The following is a 20629-nucleotide window of genomic DNA, read 5'->3' on the forward strand; positions in this document are numbered from 1 at the left end:
TTTTAAGAATAGAGAATTAAATTTGTGAAAATTCGTGGAATTCGTGGCGGACAAAAAAATCTTTTAAATCCTTTTAATCTGTGGCTAAAAAAAATAATACAAACCGAATCCTAATATATTGATATGAAAGCTACCAAACTTCAAGCCTTTACTCCGTTATTTTATTTAGTGTGGTCAGATGATTTACTGACACAGAAAGAATTTTCGACACTAAAAGAGTTTATTAATTCGCTAACTGTTTTATCAGAAGAAGAGAAAGGATATTTATTATCTAAAGTAGATATTTCAAATCCGCCTTCGCGAAATGAACTTACAGAATGGAAATCGGATATTGAAAAAAGCATTCAGGATACTTCTTCTATAAAGTCGATTTTTGATATTGCAAAAGCACTTTCAGGAAACGATTTGGATTTGTCACCAATAGAATCAGATTTTGTAAAGCTGGAAAATGATTTAGGAATTTTAGGAGAAGAAGCACTTCAAAACTTTAAAACCAAAGCAGGCTCCTTTACCGCAGATTCACATACCAACGCCTCTTTCGATATTCAGAAAATTACTAAAATCTTAAACGGAAAAGAAGCGGCAATAATCGAAAAAGTAAAATCGGTCATTTCGAGACCTGAATTTGCTTATGAAACTTCTACAGATATTAATGTCTTCAGACAGACGGTTTATAAATGGTGTAAAATATTAGCCGATGAAAATCTCGGAAATATGGCCTATCCAAAGCAATATGGAGGAGGGGAAAATATAGCCGATTATTTTGCGATTATGGAAACACTGAGTTACCACGATTTAAGTTTGGTAATTAAATTTGGTGTTCAGTTTGGATTGTGGGGAATGAGCGTACAATCTTTAGGAACCGAAAAACACTATGCTAAATATTTAAAAGATATTGGTTCGCTGAAACTTCCGGGTTGTTTTGCTATGACAGAGACACATCACGGATCAAATGTAAAAGGTTTAGAAACTACAGCAACTTACAATCATAACGATCAAACTTTCACTATTCACACACCAAATAAAAATGCTCAAAAAGAATATATCGGTAATGCAGCAGTTCATGGACAAAAGGCCACTGTATTCGCAAAACTGATTATTGATGGACATGATTATGGAGTAAATCCATTTGTTGTGCCATTACGCGATCCAGACGGAAATGTTGTAAAAGGCGTAACAATTGGAGATTGTGGTCATAAAATGGGATTAAACGGAGTAGATAACGGAACGATTAGTTTCGATAATGTGGTGATTCCGAAAGACGATATGCTGGATCGTTTTGCTTCAGTAAATGAAAAGGGAGAATTCGAAAGTCCGATTCCGAGTGATAACAGAAGGTTTTTTACGATGTTAGGAACTTTGGTCGGAGGACGAATCGGAATTCCGCGTTCGGCTTTAGCAGCAGCCAAATCCGGATTGACAGTTGCAATTCGCTACAGCGATCAAAGAAGACAGTTTGGGCCGGAAGGAGGATCAGAAGTTCCGATTTTAAATTATAGAATGCATCAGCGCAGATTATTACCACATTTAGCTAAAACTTATGCTATGCATTTTGCGCTTCAATATCTAACGAATAGATTTTTAAATAGAACCGAAGCCGAAATGCAGGAAATTGAAGCTTTGGCTGCCGGAATGAAATCGTATTCAACCTGGAGCACAAGAGATATTTTGCAAGAGTGCCGTGAAGCTTGCGGTGGAAAAGGTTATTTGTCTGAAAACAGAATCGATGCTTTAAAAAACGATACTGAAATTTATACCACTTTTGAAGGAGATAATACCGTTTTAATGCAATTGGTTGCTAAAAATCGTTTATCTGAATTTAGAAAATCATTTGGAGAAATGGGGTCTTTGGGAATAATCAATTACGTTTATGAAAATGCTAAAACGGCAATTACAGAAAAAAATCCAATAGCAACCAGAAGAACAGACGATGAGCATTTATTGGACGGCGAATTTCATCTTCAGGCTTTTGTTCACAGAGAAAAAACAATTCTGGCTTCGGCTGCAAGACGTATTAAAAAACTGGTTGATGGCGGTTTAGAAGCTTATGACGCCTTTAACGTTGTACAACACCAAATGATTGATGTGGCTCAGGCTTATTTGGAAAGAATAGTTTTAGAGCAATTTCAAACAGCAATTAAAGCAATTGAAGATGAAGAATCAAAAGCGATTTTGACGAAGCAGTGTCAATTATATGCACTTTCGCAAATAGAAAAAAATAAAGCCTGGTATTTGGAAGATGGTTATATGGAAGCCGTGAAAACAAAAGCAGTCCGAAAAATGGTCAATCAGCTTTGTTGGGACATTCGCCCGGATGCAGTGGCTTTGGTAAATTCTTTTGATATTCCTGAAAGTTGTTTGGCAGCGCCAATTGCAGTACATAATTAACTTTAATATAATAAGACATATAAATGATTTCGAGTTTGATTTTGATCAATTCGAAATCATTTTATTTATATCAATTTTGGTTTTTGATTGTTTTATTTATATCAAAATCTAAATCACCCCCATTTTTAGTACATTTTAACCATAGTCAAATAATTCAATTTTTATATTTTCGCTTTGTTATATTTGTAATTCCTTTATATTAAATCAGCTTGAAAAATTATTACTTATTTCTGTTTCTTTTTATTGTTAGTTTTCCGGTGTTTGCATTGGAAAGCAGTGATGTTATTTTAAAACAATTAAATGAAGCAATAAAAAACAAACAGCATTACGTAAAAATAAAGGAAGAAAGAATTCTTAATTTCAAGAAGATAAAATCGGATAATCTAACCAAAGAGCAGGAGTATAATTATAATAGAACGCTGTATCTTGAATATCAGAAGTTGAACTCAGATTCGGCTATTCAATATGTAAAGAAGAATATTAGAATTGCTGAAGAGCTTCAAAATAAAGAACTTTTAAATTTAGCTCAACTTCAATTGGTTACACTTTATTCGTCATCCGGAAAATATCGTGAATCTGAAGCTATTTTAAAAAGTATCAATAAAAAGAATCTGGCTTCATCATTATTGCCTCATTATTACATTTCGTATCGGGAATTTTTCGAACATTATGCTGCCAATAGCGATAATAAAGAATATAGAATACAGATTGGAAAATATCGTGATTCTTTGCTGAATATTTTAGATCCGAATACATTAGAATATCAAATTAACAGAATTCAACAAGATATTTTCATTCATAGAAAATACAAAGAGCCGGAAAAGCAATTACTTTCTTTATTAAACAAAACAAAAGAAGAAAGTCCAAATTATGCTATGATTACCTATTTATTGGGTAAAATTGCAGAGGCAACCCATCAGTTAGAAGACAGAAAAAAATACTATGCTCTTTCTGCCACATCAGATATAAAAAACGCGAATAAAGACAATGCTTCACTTCAGGAATTAGCTTTGGTTTTTTATGAAATTGGTGATGTTGATATGGCATATAAATTAACACAGTCTGCAATTGAAGATGCCTTGTATTGTAATGTTCAGTTTCGAACTTTGTTAATGTCAGAAGTTTATTCGATTATCAATACCGTTTATTTAGAACGGGAAAAACAACGAAAAAGCGAATTGCAGATTTATTTGCTTTGTATCAGTTTGTTGTCTCTTTTTTTATTGGTAGCCATTATTTACGTCTACAAACAGATGAAAAAAGTTTCCCGAATTCGATCAAAATTGTATGAAACCAGTCAGAAACTGGCAGAATTAAATAAAGATATTACTGAAACCAATAGTCAGTTACAGCAAAGTAATCTGCAATTGTCTGAATCTAATTTGGTTAAAGAAGAATACATTGCACATTTTTTCAATTTATGCTCGACTTATATTAATAAATTAGAAAACTACCGTATTATTCTAAACAAAAAAGCAACAGCAAAACAGTTTGATGAAATTTATAAAATTCTGAAGTCAACAACTTTAGTAGATAATGAGTTAGAAGAATTGTACAAAAACTTTGATATTATCTTTTTAAATTTATACCCAACATTTGTAAAAGATTTCAATGCTTTATTAATTCCGGAAGAACAGATTGTTCTCAAACAAAATGAATTGCTGAATACAGAACTTCGAATTTTTGCATTAATCAGACTCGGAATTACAGACAGTGTCAAAATAGCGGCATTTTTACGTTACTCTTTAAGTACAATTTACAACTATAGAACCCGGGCTAGAAATAAGGCGGTAGTTTCCCGAAATGATTTCGAAGAAATGGTCATGAAAATCGGTTCAATAGCTTTGAAAGTATAAATATTTATTTTAAATCTACTACTTTTTTTACTGGTTTATTTTTGTTAAATGTTTGTAAATCAGTTTTTTGTATTTTTAAGCCACTACTTTTTTTAATCTAAAAATGCAACGTGTACGATAACGTTTTAGTTTTACATTATGATAAAAAAGTTCTTTTAGAAGAAACCACATATTATACTATAATAACCTAATGCTTTAATAAATTATTATTATGTTGAAAAACGTTAAAACAGTTGTTGTTTTACTTTTGCTAAGTTCTTTGGGAATGAATGCCCAAAATAAAGTTCCAGTTTATCTTGATGATAAAAAGCCAATTGATGAAAGAGTAGAGGATGCACTTTCGCGAATGACAACAGAAGAAAAGATTGCCATGATTCACGCGCAGTCAAAATTTAGTTCTCCAGGTGTAAAGCGTCTGGGAATTCCGGAAAACTGGATGACAGACGGACCACACGGAATTCGTACAGAGGTAAAATGGGACGAATGGGATCAGGCAGGATGGACAAATGATTCTTGTATCGCTTTCCCGGCACTTACTGCACTTTCGGCAACATGGAACAAAGAATTAGCTTCTTTATATGGTAAATCAATTGGAGAAGAAGCACGTTTTCGTAACAAAAATGTATTATTAGGACCAGGGGTTAATATTTACAGAAGCCCATTAAACGGACGTAACTTCGAATATATGGGAGAAGATCCGTTTTTAACTTCAAAAATGGTAGTTCCATATATTAAAGGTGTTCAGGCAAATGGAGTAGCAGCTTGTGTAAAACATTTCGCTTTAAACAATCAGGAAACCAATCGTAACTCTGTAAACGTAGTAGTTGATGATCGTGCTTTGTACGAAATCTATCTTCCTGCTTTTAAAGCTGCGGTTCAGGACGGAGATGCCTGGGCAATTATGGGGTCTTACAACAAATACAAAGGTCAGCAATGCTGCCACAATGAATATTTATTGAATGATATACTTCGTGGAGAATGGGGCTTCAAAGGAGTTGTAGTTTCTGACTGGGGTGGAGTTCACGATACAAAACAAGCTATTCACAATGGTTTAGATATGGAATTCGGTTCATGGACAAACGGATTATCATGGGGAACAAGTAATGCCTACGATAACTATTATTTGGCAAAACCATATTCTGAAATGATCAGAAAAGGTGAAGTAGGAACAAAAGAATTAGACGAAAAAGTACGTCGTATTTTACGTTTGTCTTTCCTGACGACTATGGACAGAAATCGTCCTTTCGGATCTTTTGGAACAGAGGAACATGCTTTGGCTGGTCGTAAAATTGCAGAAGAAGGAATTGTTTTACTTCAAAACAAAAACAACATATTACCTATCAATCTTTCTAAAACTAAAAAGATTGCTGTAATTGGAGAAAATGCGATTAAAATGATGACAGTTGGTGGAGGAAGTTCTTCACTAAAAGCAAGATACGAAATTACACCGCTTGAAGGTTTAAAGAAAAGAATCGGAAACCAGGCTGAAATTGTATACGCAAGAGGTTATGTTGGTGATCCAACAAGTAATTATAATGGAGTTGTAGCTAAAGTTAGTTTAGAAGATAAACGTTCTCCGGCAGAATTATCTGCAGAAGCTTTAAAAGTAGCTAAAGATGCTGATATCGTTCTTTTTATTGGAGGTTTAAACAAAAGTGACAATCAGGATGCTGAAGGGCATGATCGTAAAGAATTGAACCTTTCTTATGGTCAGGACAAATTAATTGCCGATTTGGCTAAAGTGAACAAAAACATCGTTTTTGTAAATATTTCAGGAAATGCTGTTGCAATGCCGTGGGTTAATGAAGTTCCGGGAATTGTTCAAGGCTGGTTTTTAGGTACAGAAGCAGGAAATGCATTAGCAAATGTTTTAGTTGGAGATGTAAATCCATCAGGGAAATTATCTTTCACTTTCCCTGTAAAATTAGCGGATAACGGAGCTCACGCTTTAGGAGAGTTTCCTGGTGGAGATGAGGTAAAGTATAATGAAGGAATTTTTGTAGGATACCGTTGGGCAGACAAACATAAAATCAAACCATTGTTCTCTTTCGGACACGGTTTAAGCTACACGACTTTTGCTTATGGAAAAGTAACAGCAGATAAAAAACAAATCAATGCCGGAGATCAGATTACATTTTCTGTGAATGTTAAAAATACAGGAAGCAGAGAAGGAGCAGAGGTTGTACAATTGTATATTACAGATTCTAAATCTTCTTTACCACGTCCGGTAAAAGAGTTAAAAGGATTCGAAAAAATAGCTCTTAAAGCCGGAGAAGAAAAAACGGTGACTTTTACAATCGATAAAACAGCTTTAAGTTTCTTTGATGATAAAAAACATGACTGGGTTGCAGAACCTGGTGATTTCGAAGCAGTTATTGGTGCTTCATCAACAGACATAAAATCTAAAGTGGGATTCTCACTTAAATAAGTTTTTATTTCTAAAAATTGGTTGGTTTGTAAAGCTGCAAGTGTAAAAATTTGCAGCTTTGCTTTTGTCTTAAAAAAAGTTAAAGGTTAGGAGTAAAATGTTAGAAGTTTTACTTTTGATAAATTAAGAATCAAATAAAATGAAAAGAATATTATTTTTTACAATTGGTTTGTTTTTGTGCCAAAATATATCAGCACAAACTCTTAGTAAAATGCAATGGTTTAATGAACCTGATAAATGGGAAATTAAAAATAATGCTTTAATTATGAATGTGACGGCAAACAGTGATTACTGGAGAATTTCGCATTACGGATTTACAGTTGATGACGCCCCGTTTTATTATGCAACTTACGGAGGAGAATTTGAAGCTAAAGTAAAATTGACAGGAAATTACATTGCCCGTTTTGATCAAATGGGTTTAATGATCCGCATTGACGAAAAAAACTACATCAAAACCGGTGTTGAGTTTGTGGACGGGAAATTCAATGTAAGTACTGTTGTAACACATGATAAAAGTGATTGGAGCGTAACAACGCTGGAAAAAGCACCTCCATTTATCTGGATTAAAGCTGTACGACGATTAGATGCTGTTGAGGTATTTTATTCTTTTGATGATAAAAACTATATTATGACCAGAAATGCACCTTTGCAAGACAATACGCCTGTAATGGTTGGTTTAATGGCCGCTTCTCCTGACGGAAAAGGATTTGAAGCTAAATTTGAAAACTTCTCTGTAAAACATCTTCCAGATCAGAGAAGATCCGAATGGCTAAAAAATCATCAATAGAATTAATTCCAATATCTTACACTATACTAAAAACTTAACCAAAACTAAATATAAATGAGTTCAATTTCATCTGATATTACACCAAAAAAGCACTATGAAATTTTAGATGGTCTGCGTGGTGTTGCAGCTATTCTGGTAGTTGCTTTTCATATTTTTGAAGCTTTTGCCGGGGGAAACCGTTTCAAACAAATTATCAATCACGGATATTTAGCCGTTGATTTCTTTTTTCTTTTATCCGGATTTGTTGTCGCTTACGCGTATGATGATCGCTGGGGCAAAATGGGACAATGGGAATTTTACAAACGCCGATTGATCCGTTTACAGCCAATGGTAATTATGGGAATGATTATAGGCGCTATATTTTATTATTTTCAGGCATCAGATATATTATTTCCAATGATTGAAGGAATGGAAGTCTGGAAAGTTATTTTGACTATGGTAATCGGTTTTACTTTATTACCGATACCACCTTCATTAGAAATTAGAGGTTGGGGAGAAATGCATCCTTTAAATGGTCCGGCGTGGTCGCTTTTCTTCGAATATATTGCAAACATCTTGTATGCCGTAATCTTTAGAAAATTTTCGAATAAAGTAATGTCAGTTTTCGTATTGATATTTGCAGGACTGTTAATCAATTATACTGTTTTTGGAACAAAAGGAGATGTAATTGGGGGATGGTCTTTGAATCTGGAACAGATGAATGTTGGTTTTACACGTTTACTGTATCCATTTTTTGCCGGTGTTTTGTTATGTCGTTTAGGCAAACTGATTCATGTAAAAAATGCTTTTTGGATTTGTAGTATTTTAATCACTATCATTTTGGCTTTACCACGATTTGGAGATGAAAATAGTCTTTGGATCAATGGTTTATATGAATCTTTCTGTATTATTTTCATGTTTCCACTTATTGTTGCTATTGGTGCAGGAGGAGAAATTAAGAATGAAGTTTCTCTAAAAATCTGTAAAGCTTTGGGAGATATTTCGTATCCAATTTATATCACACATTATCCATTAATTTATTGGTTTACCGCTTGGGTTGTGGACAATAAAGTTTCAATGGCAGATGGATATTTAGAAGGAATCGGAGTTTTAATTGTAAGTATCGTATTGGCTTTTGTATGTTTAAAATTATATGATGAACCAGTTAGAAAATGGCTTGTAAATAAGTTTCAGAAAAGATCTAATTAAGGTACAAAGTAACAAAGTGACAAAGGTGCAGAGTTTTTATGCTTTGTCTCTTTGTCTCTCTGCAACTTTGTACCTCAATAAAAATATTGAATCTCTTAATTTTGTTAGTTATGATATTCAAAAAAGGGATAAATGAGTAAGTTTATCCCTTTGCTTTTAGGTAATCAAAGTAAAACCTTTGTTTCTTTGTTACTTTGCCACTTTGCATCTTAATTTAAAGTAACTCATAAAAATTCCGCTTTCCGATTTTAATTTTTGTTTCTTTTATCAGCGGAATCAATTCGTACGGATTTAAAATCTTTTCGTGATTAATTTGGACGGCGCCACTTTCAATCAGTCTTCTGTTGGCCGATTTTGTAATATCATTTTTAATTATTGCACAGAGATCAATTAAAGTCATTTCATTCAATTCATTTTTTAAAGAGGAAATCATAATCGAGGTAAAAGATTTTGCTTCTGCATTTTTATTTTGAAATTGATTTATAAAGAATTCCTCGGCATCTTCGGCACTTTTTTTATCATGGTATTGGCTAATGATATTTTTGGCAATTAGTTTTTTAATATTCATCGGATTTTCTTGTTCCAGTCTTTTCCTGATTTCTTGTTTTTCTTTTGATGAAAAATCGGTCGTTAGATCTAAAAATTCCGGAATAAGATCATCTGGAATAGACATGGTTTTACCAAACATTTCATTTGGTTCATCCGTTAAACCAATAATATTGTTCAGCGATTTGCTCATTTTTTCCTTTCCGTCCAATCCTCTTAATAAAGGCATACACATCACAATTTGTCCCGACATTTTAAAGGTTTCCTGTAATTGTCTTCCCATGGTACAATTAAAAAGCTGATCGGTACCGCCCATTTCAATGTCAGCATTAATTTTAACCGAATCAAAACCTTGTAATATTGGGTAAACCAATTCGTGCATCGCGATTGGGGAATTCTCTGTAAAACGTTTGTTGAAATCATTTCGTTGCATAAGCTGAGCAACAGTAACGTTTGACATAATCTGAATCACTTCCGAAAAAGAAAGTTGATCCAACCAATCAGAGTTAAAAACAATCTGTGCTTTTTCAACATCAATAATTTTGGATAATTGTGTAATGTAAGTTTCAGCATTATGCTGTACTTCTTCAGCTGTTAATGGTTTTCTACTTTTGTTTTTCCCTGTCGGATCGCCAATTCTGGCTGTAAAACTTCCGACTAAAATCACAATTTGATGCCCTAAATCCTGAAATTGTTTCAGTTTTTTTAAGACAACAGCATGTCCCAAATGCAAATCAGGAGCCGTTGGGTCAAAACCCAGTTTGATAATCAGTTTCCTGTTTTCTTTTGCAGCTTGATTTAGTTTTTCTTCCAAACCATTTTCTGGAAGAAAGATGGCGGTGTTTTCTTTAAGTTTTTGAATTGTTTCCATTTTTTTGAAAATAAAAAAGCCCGGACAAAATGCCCGGGCTTTAAGGTTATATAATTTTTATCTGTTTAATTTACAATCGTGAATACGTTGAATTATATGCATAGCCTTTCCGAGCAAGTATTATTGCATAATAATAAGTGCTGAAAAAAGGAAGGCGTAATATGCTGTTCAGGAATTTCATGACTGCAAAGATAAATTTTTAATTATGGTATTCAAAAAAAAAACTTAATCCCTTAGAATCTTAGTGACTTAGTATCTTGAAATTTATTCTAAAACCAATTGTCCTAAAGCTTCTTTACTGAAACCTTTCAGTTGATCTGTTTTTCCTGCTTTGATTTTAGCCACCCAATTCGGATCAGATAAAAGTGGTCTTCCAACAGCAACCAAATCAAAATCGCCTCTGTCGAAACGTCTGTTTAGTTCTTCTAAAGAAGTTGGCTCAGAGCTTTCTCCGGCAAAAGCACCAAAGAAATCACCAGAAAGTCCAACAGAACCAACTGTAATAGTTGGCGCTCCAGTTACCTTTTTAGCCCAGCCTGCAAAGTTTAAATCAGAATCTTCAAATTCTGGTTCCCAGAATCTGCGTTGTGATGCGTGTATAATATCAACTCCGGCATCCACAAGAGGAGTAAGCCAGGCTTCTAATTCCTGCGGATTTTTAGCCAGTTTATAATTGTAATCAGAAGGTTTGAATTGAGAAAAACGCATAATAACGGCAAAATCATTCCCAACTTGTTTTCTGATTTCTTTGATTACTTCGATAGCAAAACGATTACGTTCCGGCAATGTTTTACCGCCGTAAATATCTTCACGTAAATTTGTTTCAGCTCTAAAAAACTGATCGATTAAATAACCGTGTGCACCGTGAATTTCGATCGTATCAAAACCTAATCTTTTAGCATCAGCCGCCGCTTTACCAAAAGCAAGTATAGTATCTTCAATATCTTTTTCGGTCATTGCTACGCCATTTCTAAAATCAGGACGGTTTAATCCAGACGGACCTTCAAAAGGAACTGGAGGAACCCATCCGGAATGGTGGTTATCCATAATTCCCATGTGCCAGATCTGCGGTCCCATTTGCCCGCCGGCAGCGTGAACTTCGTCAATTACTTTTTTCCATCCGTTTAAGGCTAAATCGCCGTAAAAATGAGGAACATTAGCATCATTTGATGATGAAGGTCTGTCAATTACAGTTCCTTCAGATAATATTAAGCCAACCTGACCTTCGGCCCTTTTTTGGTAGTAGGCCGCTACTTCGTCAGTTGGAACTCCGTTTGGAGAAAAAGAGCGCGTCATTGGCGCCATTACGATTCTGTTTTTCAGGTTTAACGTTTTTAAGTTAAACGGAGAAAAAAGGTTGTTTGTACTCATAGTAATTTTACAAATTAGATTGAATTAATTTACTAAGTGCTTCAAAGGCACCTTCGTTGCGTTTATAGTAAGTCCATTGTCCAACACGTTTGGCTTCGATAAAACCAGCGCGTTGTAAAATAGACAGATATTCTGAAACTGTCGATTGTGTTAAACCAGCCTTGGCCTGAATCTGCCCCACACATACTCCGTGTTCAAATCCGGCATGCTCCAGCTGACCAGGAAAGTTAATTTCGGGTTCTTTTAACCACTCCAGCATTTGCAGTCTGGACTTGTTAGATAAAGCTTTAAAAATTTCTATCGTTTCCATGGTACAAATATATCGACTTTTCCCGATATACCAATTAAGGAAGATTTATTTAGGATAATTTTATGATGGAGGAGAAGGAATGATAAAGAATTTGGTAAAGAAAATTTATATTTGCTTTATGTATTAGTCTTGTAAAGACAAAGATTTATTACATATTATTGTTATCCTGAGGAACGAAGGATCACAAAACAAATAATCCCCAAACAAATTAAACTTAATCTATTATGAAAAAAACTTTACTTATTCTAGCATTCTTATGTTGTGTAATTACCAATTCAAAGGCCCAGGTTGTTGGTGTTGATGTTGGAGACATTGCTCCGGAAATTGATCTTCCAAATGCAAAAGGAGAAAACATTGCACTTTCCTCATTAAGAGGTTCTTTAGTGTTAATTGATTTTTGGGCTTCGTGGTGCGGACCATGCATTAAAGAACAGTCTTTATTGCTGAAATTAAACAATACTTATCCTGAAAAATTATCCATTTACGGTGTTTCTATGGATACCAAAAAGCCTTTATGGACGGCTGCAATTGCAAAAGGAAAATTACCTTGGACAAACGTCAGCGACTTAAAATACTGGCAGTCTCCTGCCGTTGCAGACTATAAATTACAATCTGTTCCTTTGAATTTTTTAATTGATAAAAACGGAATTATTATAGCTAAAAACATTCACGGACAGACTTTAGAAGAAAAAATCAAAAGTTTGTTAGCGCCGTGATGCTTCATAAAAAGGAATCAAATCTTTCTTTGTCGGATTTCCAGACGAGATTGCACAATAATATAGAAATGGGTTCTTTGAAAGTCAGTCTAAGCCACTTTAGGTTATTTCCTGTTTTTGGCGGCGTAAAACCTTTTTACGGACTTTTTGATGATGAAAGTTTTCGGTTAACAATAAATTCAGCAACATCTCCAACCATTTTTATTGTGAGAGGGAACTATAAGAATATTGATAATCGGGTTAATGTCAATTACGTCGTTGAAGAAAATAGCAAATTTCAACTGCTTTGGACAAAATTTTCTCCGGTAGTTTTTCTAATATTTATTAATGTATTTTTCCTTTTCTTTGGAAGAGGTCTAAGACGAGCAACTACAATTGTGAGTTTATTTCTTCTGATTGTTATTTTTTATTCCAGATGGAAAGAAGAAAGGAAAAGGAAAAAATTAGAGCAAAAATTTATTAGAATTTTTGAAATTAAATGAGTTAAAAAAAAACTCCTTTTTTAACTCCTTTTTTAAGAAATCTAAAAAGCGATTCCAAATTGAAATCCAACCGTAAAAGAGGCTGGATGATCATTTCCAAAACGAATTGGAAGAGGAACAGCTACAAAATAACTGCAATTGTCGCTTTTTATGACGGTTTTATTTAACACTGGCGTCACACCATATCTGCCGCTGCTTTCAAAAGCGGCTCTTCCTGCAAAAGTGTAGCCGTTTCCTAAAACTACTAAAACGCCGGGATGAAATAGCAAATTGGTTACTTTATCACTGTTTCCCTGAACTCTGATATTGGGTACGACTTCAAAAGAAAAACCTATTTTTTGATTTTTCCAAATATTGATTCCGGTAGGAAATCCAATGGCATAATAATCTCTGAAATTTACAGCCGTTTGTTCACTGCTAAAAGTGGCGATAGGATGAAGAATCCCGAAATATCCTGTGATTTTTGGATAAGTGGTTTGAGAAAAAATAGTAAAGCTTAAAATGAATAAAGTAATTACGTAAAAGTTTCTGAATGATTTCATTGTAGTTTTTGTTAATTAAGAAGCAAAACTATTAACAATGAAAATCTATAAATAGAACGTTATTTACCTTTTGTATCTGAATTACTTTTTAAGGTGTTTTTTCTATAAGAAGAAGGATTTTTTCCAGTTTGCAATTTGAAGATTCTGGTAAAATGACTTTGATCAGAAAAGCCCGTCATATATGCTATTTCGGTTAAAGTATAAGTAGTATTTTGAATCAAGTTGATGGCTTTTTCTATTCGAAGTTTTCGAACGTATTCTCCGAAATTTAAATCCTCAAAATATTTAGAAAATTCTCTTGACAAGTAGGAAGGATTCAATTCTAAATCATTGGAGATTTTCTTTAAATCAAAAGTAAACTGCGAATCAATTTGATCCTGAATAATGTTTTTTAATTCTTTAACCCAAGAAGGAGTTTTCTGATTTGATTTTTTCTCAATCAAAAACTTTTGATACACTTCGTGAAGTAAACTTTCAAACGGACTATTCTGCAGATGATTTTGTTTGTATAAATGTTTTGCCCAGCTATACAAAGCGTCGTATAACTTCAATCCAGTTTCGAGCAATTCGGCATCGTTTGTAATATTATGAGAAAGTCCGGCAGAAATTGCCCAAAGTCCAGCCGATTCTTTGGCAAAGTCGTGGCGGTCGGTATCGGCGCCACGAACAATTTTTGCCATAATTAAAACTGCCGGATCGTTTATTTGGTACTTTTTAATGATATAATCAAAAGTGCATTCTTCGTTATAATGCGTAAATTCTACATCTGGAATATCAAACGGAATCGCATTTAATGCTGCCGCTTTTGCTAAAACGTCATTAAAAGAAACATAAATAAATTCGGCTTCAGAGTCAACAAATTTTTTAATCAGCCACGGACAGGCAATTCTGTCAATTTTTGGTCTTTCTCTGGTGATCCACTTCATTTTACAAAGAAAAACAAATTATTCTCGATGATTTGCATTTCTTCTAACCCCGCCAAAACTCGTTTTCAGCATTTCTCTAATCTGAAACTGGGTTTTGTTCTGCGATGCATTTTTCCAATCTTTCAAATCAAAAATATGAATTTGATCTGCATAAGGATTTGTCAGAAATGAAATCCTGGAAATAGCATATTTATAGTATTTCAATTCATGAGATACATGTCGATTTGGAACGACTATCAGAATGTTTTCCCATTTCAGGAAATCCTTTGCCACATCATTTCTTTCTGTTAATCCTAAAGATTCAAAAAAAGCAACGATTTTCTGATCATTAAGTTCGTTAATCTTATGATCCAGGGTTTTAAATTTACTGTGGAGTCTATTTTCGTTTATAATAGTACTCATAATATTTGTCGCTTTTTAATGATTTTAAAGATAAAGTTACATCAAAAGAAAATTATTATTTAATCTTAAGCCATTAGATTCATTCTAAATTTTGAAATCCTTTTTAGGAGCGTTAGTATGAATGAGTTATTATGTTTTGATAAAATACTATTAATCTCATTAGGGTAAAAACCTTATTTTTATCGCTATTTGATTTACTAACAACCACACTTATGAAAACCACCTTTATCCCAAAAACTTTCCTTTCTTTTTTTCTACTATTATCTTTTCTGGTTTCAGCTCAAAAATCGAATAGAGAGTTGATTTTGATTGATAAAGACTGGCGTTTTTCATTTGGACATTTGTATGATACCAAAAAAGATTTTGGACACGCAGAAGGCTATTTTTCCTATCTGACAAAAACAGGTTTTGGAGACGGTCCTGCAGCAAAAGATTTTGATGACCGCGCCTGGAGAAAACTAGATTTGCCACATGATTGGGCGGTTGAACAGCCTTTTAGCGAAAGCGCTAGTTTCAGCCACGGATTTAAAGCGGCAGGTAAAAACTTTCCGGAAAAAAGTATTGGCTGGTACCGAAAAAAAATAACAATTCCGGAGAGCGATTTAGGAAAAATTATTTCACTCAAATTTGATGGTGTTTTTAGAAATTCAAAAGTATTTTTTAACGGATTTTATTTGGGAACAGAACAAAGCGGCTATAACGGTTTTGAATATGATATTACGGCTTACGTGAATTATGGAGGAGAAAATACAATCGTTGTCCGCGCCGATGCTTCAATGGAAGAAGGATGGTTTTATGAAGGAGCAGGGATTTACAGACATGTTTATTTACAGAAAACAAATCCAATTCATGTAGTAACTAACGGAACTTATATAACTTCTGAAATTAAAAATAATCAAGCGGAGGTTACTGCAAAAGTTGCAATTGAAAATAAAGGAAAATATAAAGGTTTTATCGAAGTTGTTCAGACTATTTTTGATGATAAGGGTAAACAAGTTGGATTTTTCTTTGAAGATGTAGATGCGCCCGAATTTTATAAAACAGCTAATTATGTCTCGAAATTGACTGTAAAAAATCCGAAATTATGGGATATTGATTCGCCGAATTTGTACCGTTTGGAAACTCAAATTAGAAAAGACGGAAAACTAATAGACGGCTATGAAACTCCGTTCGGAATCAGAACTATTGCATTTGATCCCGAAAACGGCTTTTTTCTTAACGGAAAACCTTTAAAATTAAAAGGAACAAATAATCATCAGGATCACGCCGGAATTGGAACGGCGCTTCCAGATGAAATTCAGTACTACAGAATTAAAAAACTGAAAGAAATGGGATCGAATGCTTATCGTTGTTCGCATCATCCGCCAACACCTGAATTGTTGAAAGCCTGTGATGAATTAGGAATGCTGGTTATTGACGAAACGCGTTTAATGGGTATCAATGAGTATCATTTGAATGATTTAAAGCGAATGATCGAGCGTGACCGAAATCACCCCAGTATTTTCTGCTGGTCGGTTGGAAATGAAGAATGGAATATTGAAGGTGGCATTGTGGGCGAAAGAATAACAAACGTAATGCAGGATTTTACCAAAAGCATCGATCCAACAAGACCTGTAACGGTAGGAATCAGCAGTGGCTTTAAAAGCGGTATTTCTTCTGTCGTTGAAATCATGGGCTACAATTATCTTGGCAATGGCGATATCGATGCACACAGAAATCAGTTTAAACAACAGCCCGGAATGGGAACAGAGGAAGGTTCTACTTTTGCAACCCGAGGCATTTATTTTACTGATGATGCCAAACATTACCAAAGTGCCTACGATAAAAAACCGCGTCCTACTTTTTATAGTATTGAAGAAGGATGGAAATTCTACGCTGAGCGTCCGTATTTAGCCGGAATGTTCATCTGGACAGGCTTTGATTACCGCGGTGAACCAACACCTTATGGCTGGCCGTCTGTAACTTCGTATTTTGGAATGATGGATGTTTGCGGTTTCCCGAAAGACAATGTTTTTTATCTGAAATCATGGTGGGGAAAAGAACCCGTTTTGCACTTATTGCCACATTGGAACTGGAGTGGAATGGAAGGAACATCAATTGATGTTTGGGCGTATTCCAACTGCGATGAAGTGGAACTTTTTCTGAACAAAAAAAGTTTAGGTAAAAAGAAAATGGAACAAAACGGGCATTTAGAATGGAAAGTAAATTACGCTCCAGGAACGCTGGAAGCAGTTGGATATAAAAACGGAAAAAAAATAGTAACCGATATTCAGAAAACAACGGGAAAAGCAGAAAACATAAAATTATCGTTAGATAAAGAAAATGTTCTGAAAGGAAATATTTCTGTAATAACAGTTGAAACTACTGATAAAAATGGGCTTCATATTCCCACTGCAAACGATGAAATTACGTTTTCCATCAAAGGCGGAAAGATTTTAGGTGTAGGAAATGGCGATCCAACTTCTTTAGAAAACGATCAGTTTATTGATGACATTTCGTTATCTCCTATAATTAATTTTATGGAACAAAAAGGAGCGACTGCTTCTCTGCCTCAGCAATTACCGAGTTTTGCAGAAAATGAATGGACGCAAGCGTTTAAAGATCGAGATTATAAAAAACAAGCTCCATCGTATATTTATAAAGGAGAATTTGAATTGAAAAATAATAATGCTGAAAATAAGATAAACTTCTTCTACAAAAAAATAGGAATGGAGACAATAGTTTTCGTTAACGGAAGTAAAGTCGAACCAAGTGCAGAAGATCCTCAAAAATATATTTTGAACACCGCGATTTTAAAACAAGGAAAAAATGAAATTCATATCGCAGCAACGCCTTTGCAGAAAATAAAAGACTGGGATGTTATGAATACCGATCCAGGAATTATTCAAATAATAACTCCAGCAAAACCTTGGAAAAGAAAGCTTTTTAATGGTTACGCTCAAATCATTATTCAAAAAGAAGACGATGCTAAAGAAGTTGTTTTGTCTGCTTCTGCGAAAGGATTACGAGCTGGAAATTTGATTTTAAAATAGTTTATTTGTTTCTAAGTTTCAAACCCGACAGGTTTTTAAAACCTGTCGGGTTTTACTTTGCGAGAAACCTGAAACAAAAAATAACAAAATAATATTGTTTGATTTTCATAACTTTGCAAAATGAATAATCAGACAGAAACTCAGAATTGTGATTTTACTTCAGATTTAAAACTGAAGGGATTTAAAGTATATCAGATAAACGGAGATCAAAGTAAGATTCCCGTTTACAGCCGCAGGGATTTTTATAAAATCTGCATCAATACCAGCAAAAGTCTTATACAATATGCTGACCGCGGTATAGAAACTGACGGAACAATTCTGTTTTTTGGTAATCCGATTATTCCCTATTCCTGGGAAACCGTTTCAGAGAGTTATGAAGGTTATGCGTGCGTTTTTACAGAAGAATTTCTAAGAGCAAAAGACCGTTCGGAAACACTTCATGAATCGCCTTTATTTAAAATAGGAGGAACACCAATTTTTTCTTTAAATGCTGAGCAAAAGCTATTTATAGATTCCTTGTTTCAAAAAATGATCAAAGAGTACGAAACGGATTATGTTTTTAAAGATGATTTGATGCGCAGTTATGTCAACCTGATTATTCACGAATCGATGAAAATGCAGCCTTCGGATAATTTCTTCAAACATAAAAACGCCTCTTCCAGAATTACTTCTTTATTCTTAGAATTATTAGAAAGACAATTTCCGATAGAAACTAAAAACGAACCATTAGCTTTAAAAACACCGCAGGATTATGCGCAAAGCCTTGCTGTACATGTAAACCACTTAAACCGTTCGGTAAAAGAAGTGACAGGAAAACCCACAACCGCTCATATTACAGAACGAATTATAGGAGAAGCAAAAGCTTTATTACAGCACACTGACTGGAGTATTTCGGATATTGGATATTCACTTGGATTTGAATATCCGAGCTATTTTAATAATTATTTTAAAAGACTTACAGGAACAGTTCCAAAATCACTTCGAATGTAAATTGTTTCAATTTCATAATTTTTTGTTTGAATATTGTTATTTTCAGAAAGTCAAGTTGACCTAATTTTGCCTTGAAATTACAACACTGAAATAATTTATCAGTTTTGGAAAAACTAAATTACTACTTCATAAAGCGGATTCTAGCTTTTTAAAATTTAGTTTATAATTCTGATAATGAATTAGATAAGTTGTTTTTGATTTAGTCAATCTCAAAAAAATAAGTAAATTTATGTCAACAAATTATTCAACCGTTATTGAAGAAGGAAAAGTCCCGAATACATTTATGACAGGTGACGTTTCCTATAAAAAACAAACCAGTGATATCCATCCTGAAAACACTGTTATTAAGGAAGTTACTTTTGAACCTTGTGCAAGAAGTAATTGGCATAGTAACGCTGGTCTTCAAATGCTGATTGCAAAAGAAGGAGCAGGTTACTATCAGGAAAGAGGAAGCGCAGTGAGAAGGCTTCAAAAAGATGAAGTAGTTACAATTTTACCTGGAATAGAGCATTGGTACGGAGCAACTCCATTTGATAAATTCTCTTACGTTGCCATCATCACAGAAGTAGATAAAGGTCATGGAGTCTGGTTAGAAAAAGTAACCGACGGAGAGTATTTTCTTTTGAGTAGTCTTTAAATAAAAGACGCTAAGGTACTAAGGTTCTGAGATTTTAGATACTGACAAATATTCTTTGCGTAAACTTAATGTCTTTGCGGTTAAACCTGAACCCTGAAGCAAAAAATTAACCCTGAAACAAAGCAAAAAAATGAAAAAACGTATTTTAGGAAATAGTGGTCTTGAAGTCTCTGCATTAGGACTTGGCTGCATGGGAATGAGTTTTGGCTATGGTCCGGCTCATGACAAAAAAGAAATGATTGCCTTAATTCGCTCTGCGTATGAAAAAGGAATAACTTTTTTTGACACAGCAGAATGTTACGGTCCATTTTTAAATGAAGCCCTTTTAGGAGAAGCTTTAGCTCCATTTCGCGATAAAGTTGTAATTGCAACTAAATTTGGTTTTTTAGAAGGTGATTCTAAAAAAGGACTGGACAGCCGTCCTGAATGGATTAGAAAAAGCGTTGAAGGTTCCTTAAAAAGATTGGATACAGAGGTGATAGATTTGTATTATCAGCATCGTGTTGATCCAAATGTTCCAATGGAAGAAGTTGCGGGAACAATTAAAGACTTAATTCAGGAGGGAAAAGTAAAACATTTTGGACTTTCAGAAGCCGGAGTAGAAAGCATTCGTCAGGCACATGCAGTTCAGCCTGTTACAGCGCTTCAGAGCGAATATTCACTTTGGTGGAGAACTCCGGAAGAAGAGATTTTTCCAGTTTTAGAAGAATTAGGAATTGGGTTTGTGCCTTTTAGCCCGTTAGGAAGAGGTTTTCTAACGGCAAAAATTGATGAAAATACCCAATTTGACAGTTCCGATTTTAGAAATTCATTGCCTCGTTTTGCTCCTGAGGCGAGAAAAGCAAATCAGGCTTTTGTCGATTTATTAGGAAAAATAGCTTCAGAGAGAGGAGTAACCAATGCACAAATTGCATTGGCTTGGAATCTAGCTCAAAAACCATGGATCGTACCAATTCCTGGAACTACAAAACTACATCGTTTAGAAGAAAATCTGGGAGCGATAGATTTAGAACTTTCTTTACAAGAAATTGTAGCAATTGAAACAGCAATAGCACAAATTAAAATAGAAGGATCTCGTTATCCGGTACATTTAGAGAAGCAGGCAGGAAAGTAAAATTAGATAATTGAATTTGAAAACTGAAACAAAAAAACAAACC

16 protein-coding genes are annotated in these 20629 nt (G+C 34.2%); 10 read left to right on the forward strand and 6 right to left on the reverse strand.

Going from position 1 to position 20629, the window contains the following annotated elements:
- Positions 1-123 precede the first annotated feature (123 nt).
- From ACFS3A_RS04780 to ACFS3A_RS04800, 5 genes are all read left to right on the forward strand, one after another.
- A complete protein-coding gene (locus ACFS3A_RS04780) occupies positions 124-2388 on the forward strand; it encodes an acyl-CoA dehydrogenase family protein (protein ID WP_379824234.1) in 2265 nt (754 codons plus the stop codon).
- Positions 2389-2597: 209 nt separating this feature from the next.
- A complete protein-coding gene (locus tag ACFS3A_RS04785) occupies positions 2598-4244 on the forward strand; it encodes a DUF6377 domain-containing protein (RefSeq protein ID WP_379824235.1) in 1647 nt (548 codons plus the stop codon).
- A gap of 211 nt (positions 4245-4455) precedes the next feature.
- Positions 4456-6672 (forward strand): glycoside hydrolase family 3 C-terminal domain-containing protein, encoded by a 2217-nt coding sequence (locus ACFS3A_RS04790; protein ID WP_379824237.1) that lies wholly within the window; start codon positions 4456-4458, stop codon positions 6670-6672.
- A gap of 139 nt (positions 6673-6811) precedes the next feature.
- Positions 6812-7459: a DUF1349 domain-containing protein gene (locus ACFS3A_RS04795; RefSeq protein WP_379824238.1), complete on the forward strand. Its 648-nt coding sequence runs from the start codon at positions 6812-6814 to the stop codon at positions 7457-7459.
- Positions 7460-7513: 54 nt separating this feature from the next.
- Entirely contained in the window at positions 7514-8647 is a 1134-nt protein-coding gene (locus ACFS3A_RS04800; RefSeq protein ID WP_379824239.1) for an acyltransferase family protein, read from the forward strand.
- A gap of 214 nt (positions 8648-8861) precedes the next feature.
- Here the strand turns inward: ACFS3A_RS04800 and tyrS are convergent, their stop codons facing one another.
- The 3 genes from tyrS to ACFS3A_RS04815 all read right to left on the reverse strand — a co-directional run bounded on the left by tyrS (position 8862) and on the right by ACFS3A_RS04815 (position 11745).
- Positions 8862-10064 carry a tyrosine--tRNA ligase gene (gene tyrS, locus ACFS3A_RS04805; protein ID WP_379824240.1) on the reverse strand — a complete coding sequence of 401 codons (1203 nt, stop codon included), beginning with the start codon at positions 10062-10064 and terminating at the stop codon, positions 8862-8864.
- Positions 10065-10328: 264 nt separating this feature from the next.
- Complete coding sequence (locus tag ACFS3A_RS04810; RefSeq protein WP_379824242.1) at positions 10329-11435, reverse strand: NADH:flavin oxidoreductase; 1107 nt, start codon at positions 11433-11435, stop codon at positions 10329-10331.
- 7 nt (positions 11436-11442) lie between these two features.
- On the reverse strand, positions 11443-11745 hold the full coding sequence (locus ACFS3A_RS04815; protein WP_091496855.1) for an ArsR/SmtB family transcription factor: 303 nt from the start codon (positions 11743-11745) through the stop codon (positions 11443-11445).
- Positions 11746-11969: 224 nt separating this feature from the next.
- On the opposite strand from ACFS3A_RS04815, the gene ACFS3A_RS04820 reads away from it, so the two are divergent.
- Positions 11970-12461 (forward strand): TlpA family protein disulfide reductase, encoded by a 492-nt coding sequence (locus tag ACFS3A_RS04820; protein WP_379824243.1) that lies wholly within the window; start codon positions 11970-11972, stop codon positions 12459-12461.
- A 523-nt stretch (positions 12462-12984) separates the two neighbouring features.
- On the opposite strand, the gene ACFS3A_RS04825 is transcribed toward ACFS3A_RS04820, so the two are convergent.
- The 3 genes from ACFS3A_RS04825 to ACFS3A_RS04835 are packed head-to-tail and all read right to left on the reverse strand — an operon-like array spanning position 12985 to position 14813.
- Positions 12985-13485 (reverse strand): hypothetical protein, encoded by a 501-nt coding sequence (locus ACFS3A_RS04825; protein ID WP_379824246.1) that lies wholly within the window; start codon positions 13483-13485, stop codon positions 12985-12987.
- A 59-nt stretch (positions 13486-13544) separates the two neighbouring features.
- Positions 13545-14411 carry a chromate resistance protein ChrB domain-containing protein gene (locus ACFS3A_RS04830; RefSeq protein ID WP_379824247.1) on the reverse strand — a complete coding sequence of 289 codons (867 nt, stop codon included), beginning with the start codon at positions 14409-14411 and terminating at the stop codon, positions 13545-13547.
- Positions 14412-14429: 18 nt separating this feature from the next.
- A complete protein-coding gene (locus ACFS3A_RS04835) occupies positions 14430-14813 on the reverse strand; it encodes a hypothetical protein (protein ID WP_379824248.1) in 384 nt (127 codons plus the stop codon).
- 212 nt (positions 14814-15025) lie between these two features.
- Between ACFS3A_RS04835 and galA the strand changes: the two genes are divergently transcribed.
- The 4 genes from galA to ACFS3A_RS04855 all read left to right on the forward strand — a co-directional run bounded on the left by galA (position 15026) and on the right by ACFS3A_RS04855 (position 20586).
- Positions 15026-17845: a beta-galactosidase GalA gene (galA, locus tag ACFS3A_RS04840; protein WP_379824250.1), complete on the forward strand. Its 2820-nt coding sequence runs from the start codon at positions 15026-15028 to the stop codon at positions 17843-17845.
- A gap of 120 nt (positions 17846-17965) precedes the next feature.
- Positions 17966-18835, forward strand: a complete 870-nt coding sequence (locus ACFS3A_RS04845) for a helix-turn-helix domain-containing protein (protein WP_379824251.1) — start codon at positions 17966-17968, stop codon at positions 18833-18835.
- 229 nt (positions 18836-19064) lie between these two features.
- Entirely contained in the window at positions 19065-19472 is a 408-nt protein-coding gene (locus tag ACFS3A_RS04850) for a cupin domain-containing protein (RefSeq protein ID WP_379824252.1), read from the forward strand.
- Between the two features lie 130 nt (positions 19473-19602).
- The gene (locus tag ACFS3A_RS04855; protein ID WP_379824253.1) at positions 19603-20586 is read left to right on the forward strand and encodes an aldo/keto reductase; all 984 of its coding nucleotides are present in this window, start codon (positions 19603-19605) and stop codon (positions 20584-20586) included.
- Positions 20587-20629 lie beyond the last annotated feature (43 nt).

It is taken from the genome of Flavobacterium notoginsengisoli, assembly GCF_042686225.1.
Lineage (GTDB): Bacteria > Bacteroidota > Bacteroidia > Flavobacteriales > Flavobacteriaceae > Flavobacterium > Flavobacterium notoginsengisoli.

Coding starts and splice junctions, on each gene's coding strand:
- ACFS3A_RS04800 (WP_379824239.1), top strand. CDS start 7,514: ATGAGTTCAATTTCATCTGATATTACACCAAAAAAGCACTATGAAATT.
- galA (WP_379824250.1), top strand. CDS start 15,026: ATGAAAACCACCTTTATCCCAAAAACTTTCCTTTCTTTTTTTCTACTA.
- ACFS3A_RS04855 (WP_379824253.1), top strand. CDS start 19,603: ATGAAAAAACGTATTTTAGGAAATAGTGGTCTTGAAGTCTCTGCATTA.
- ACFS3A_RS04825 (WP_379824246.1), bottom strand. CDS start 13,485: ATGAAATCATTCAGAAACTTTTACGTAATTACTTTATTCATTTTAAGC.
- ACFS3A_RS04780 (WP_379824234.1), top strand. CDS start 124: ATGAAAGCTACCAAACTTCAAGCCTTTACTCCGTTATTTTATTTAGTG.
- tyrS (WP_379824240.1), bottom strand. CDS start 10,064: ATGGAAACAATTCAAAAACTTAAAGAAAACACCGCCATCTTTCTTCCA.
- ACFS3A_RS04835 (WP_379824248.1), bottom strand. CDS start 14,813: ATGAGTACTATTATAAACGAAAATAGACTCCACAGTAAATTTAAAACC.
- ACFS3A_RS04815 (WP_091496855.1), bottom strand. CDS start 11,745: ATGGAAACGATAGAAATTTTTAAAGCTTTATCTAACAAGTCCAGACTG.
- ACFS3A_RS04820 (WP_379824243.1), top strand. CDS start 11,970: ATGAAAAAAACTTTACTTATTCTAGCATTCTTATGTTGTGTAATTACC.
- ACFS3A_RS04845 (WP_379824251.1), top strand. CDS start 17,966: ATGAATAATCAGACAGAAACTCAGAATTGTGATTTTACTTCAGATTTA.
- ACFS3A_RS04795 (WP_379824238.1), top strand. CDS start 6,812: ATGAAAAGAATATTATTTTTTACAATTGGTTTGTTTTTGTGCCAAAAT.
- ACFS3A_RS04810 (WP_379824242.1), bottom strand. CDS start 11,435: ATGAGTACAAACAACCTTTTTTCTCCGTTTAACTTAAAAACGTTAAAC.
- ACFS3A_RS04850 (WP_379824252.1), top strand. CDS start 19,065: ATGTCAACAAATTATTCAACCGTTATTGAAGAAGGAAAAGTCCCGAAT.
- ACFS3A_RS04790 (WP_379824237.1), top strand. CDS start 4,456: ATGTTGAAAAACGTTAAAACAGTTGTTGTTTTACTTTTGCTAAGTTCT.
- ACFS3A_RS04830 (WP_379824247.1), bottom strand. CDS start 14,411: ATGAAGTGGATCACCAGAGAAAGACCAAAAATTGACAGAATTGCCTGT.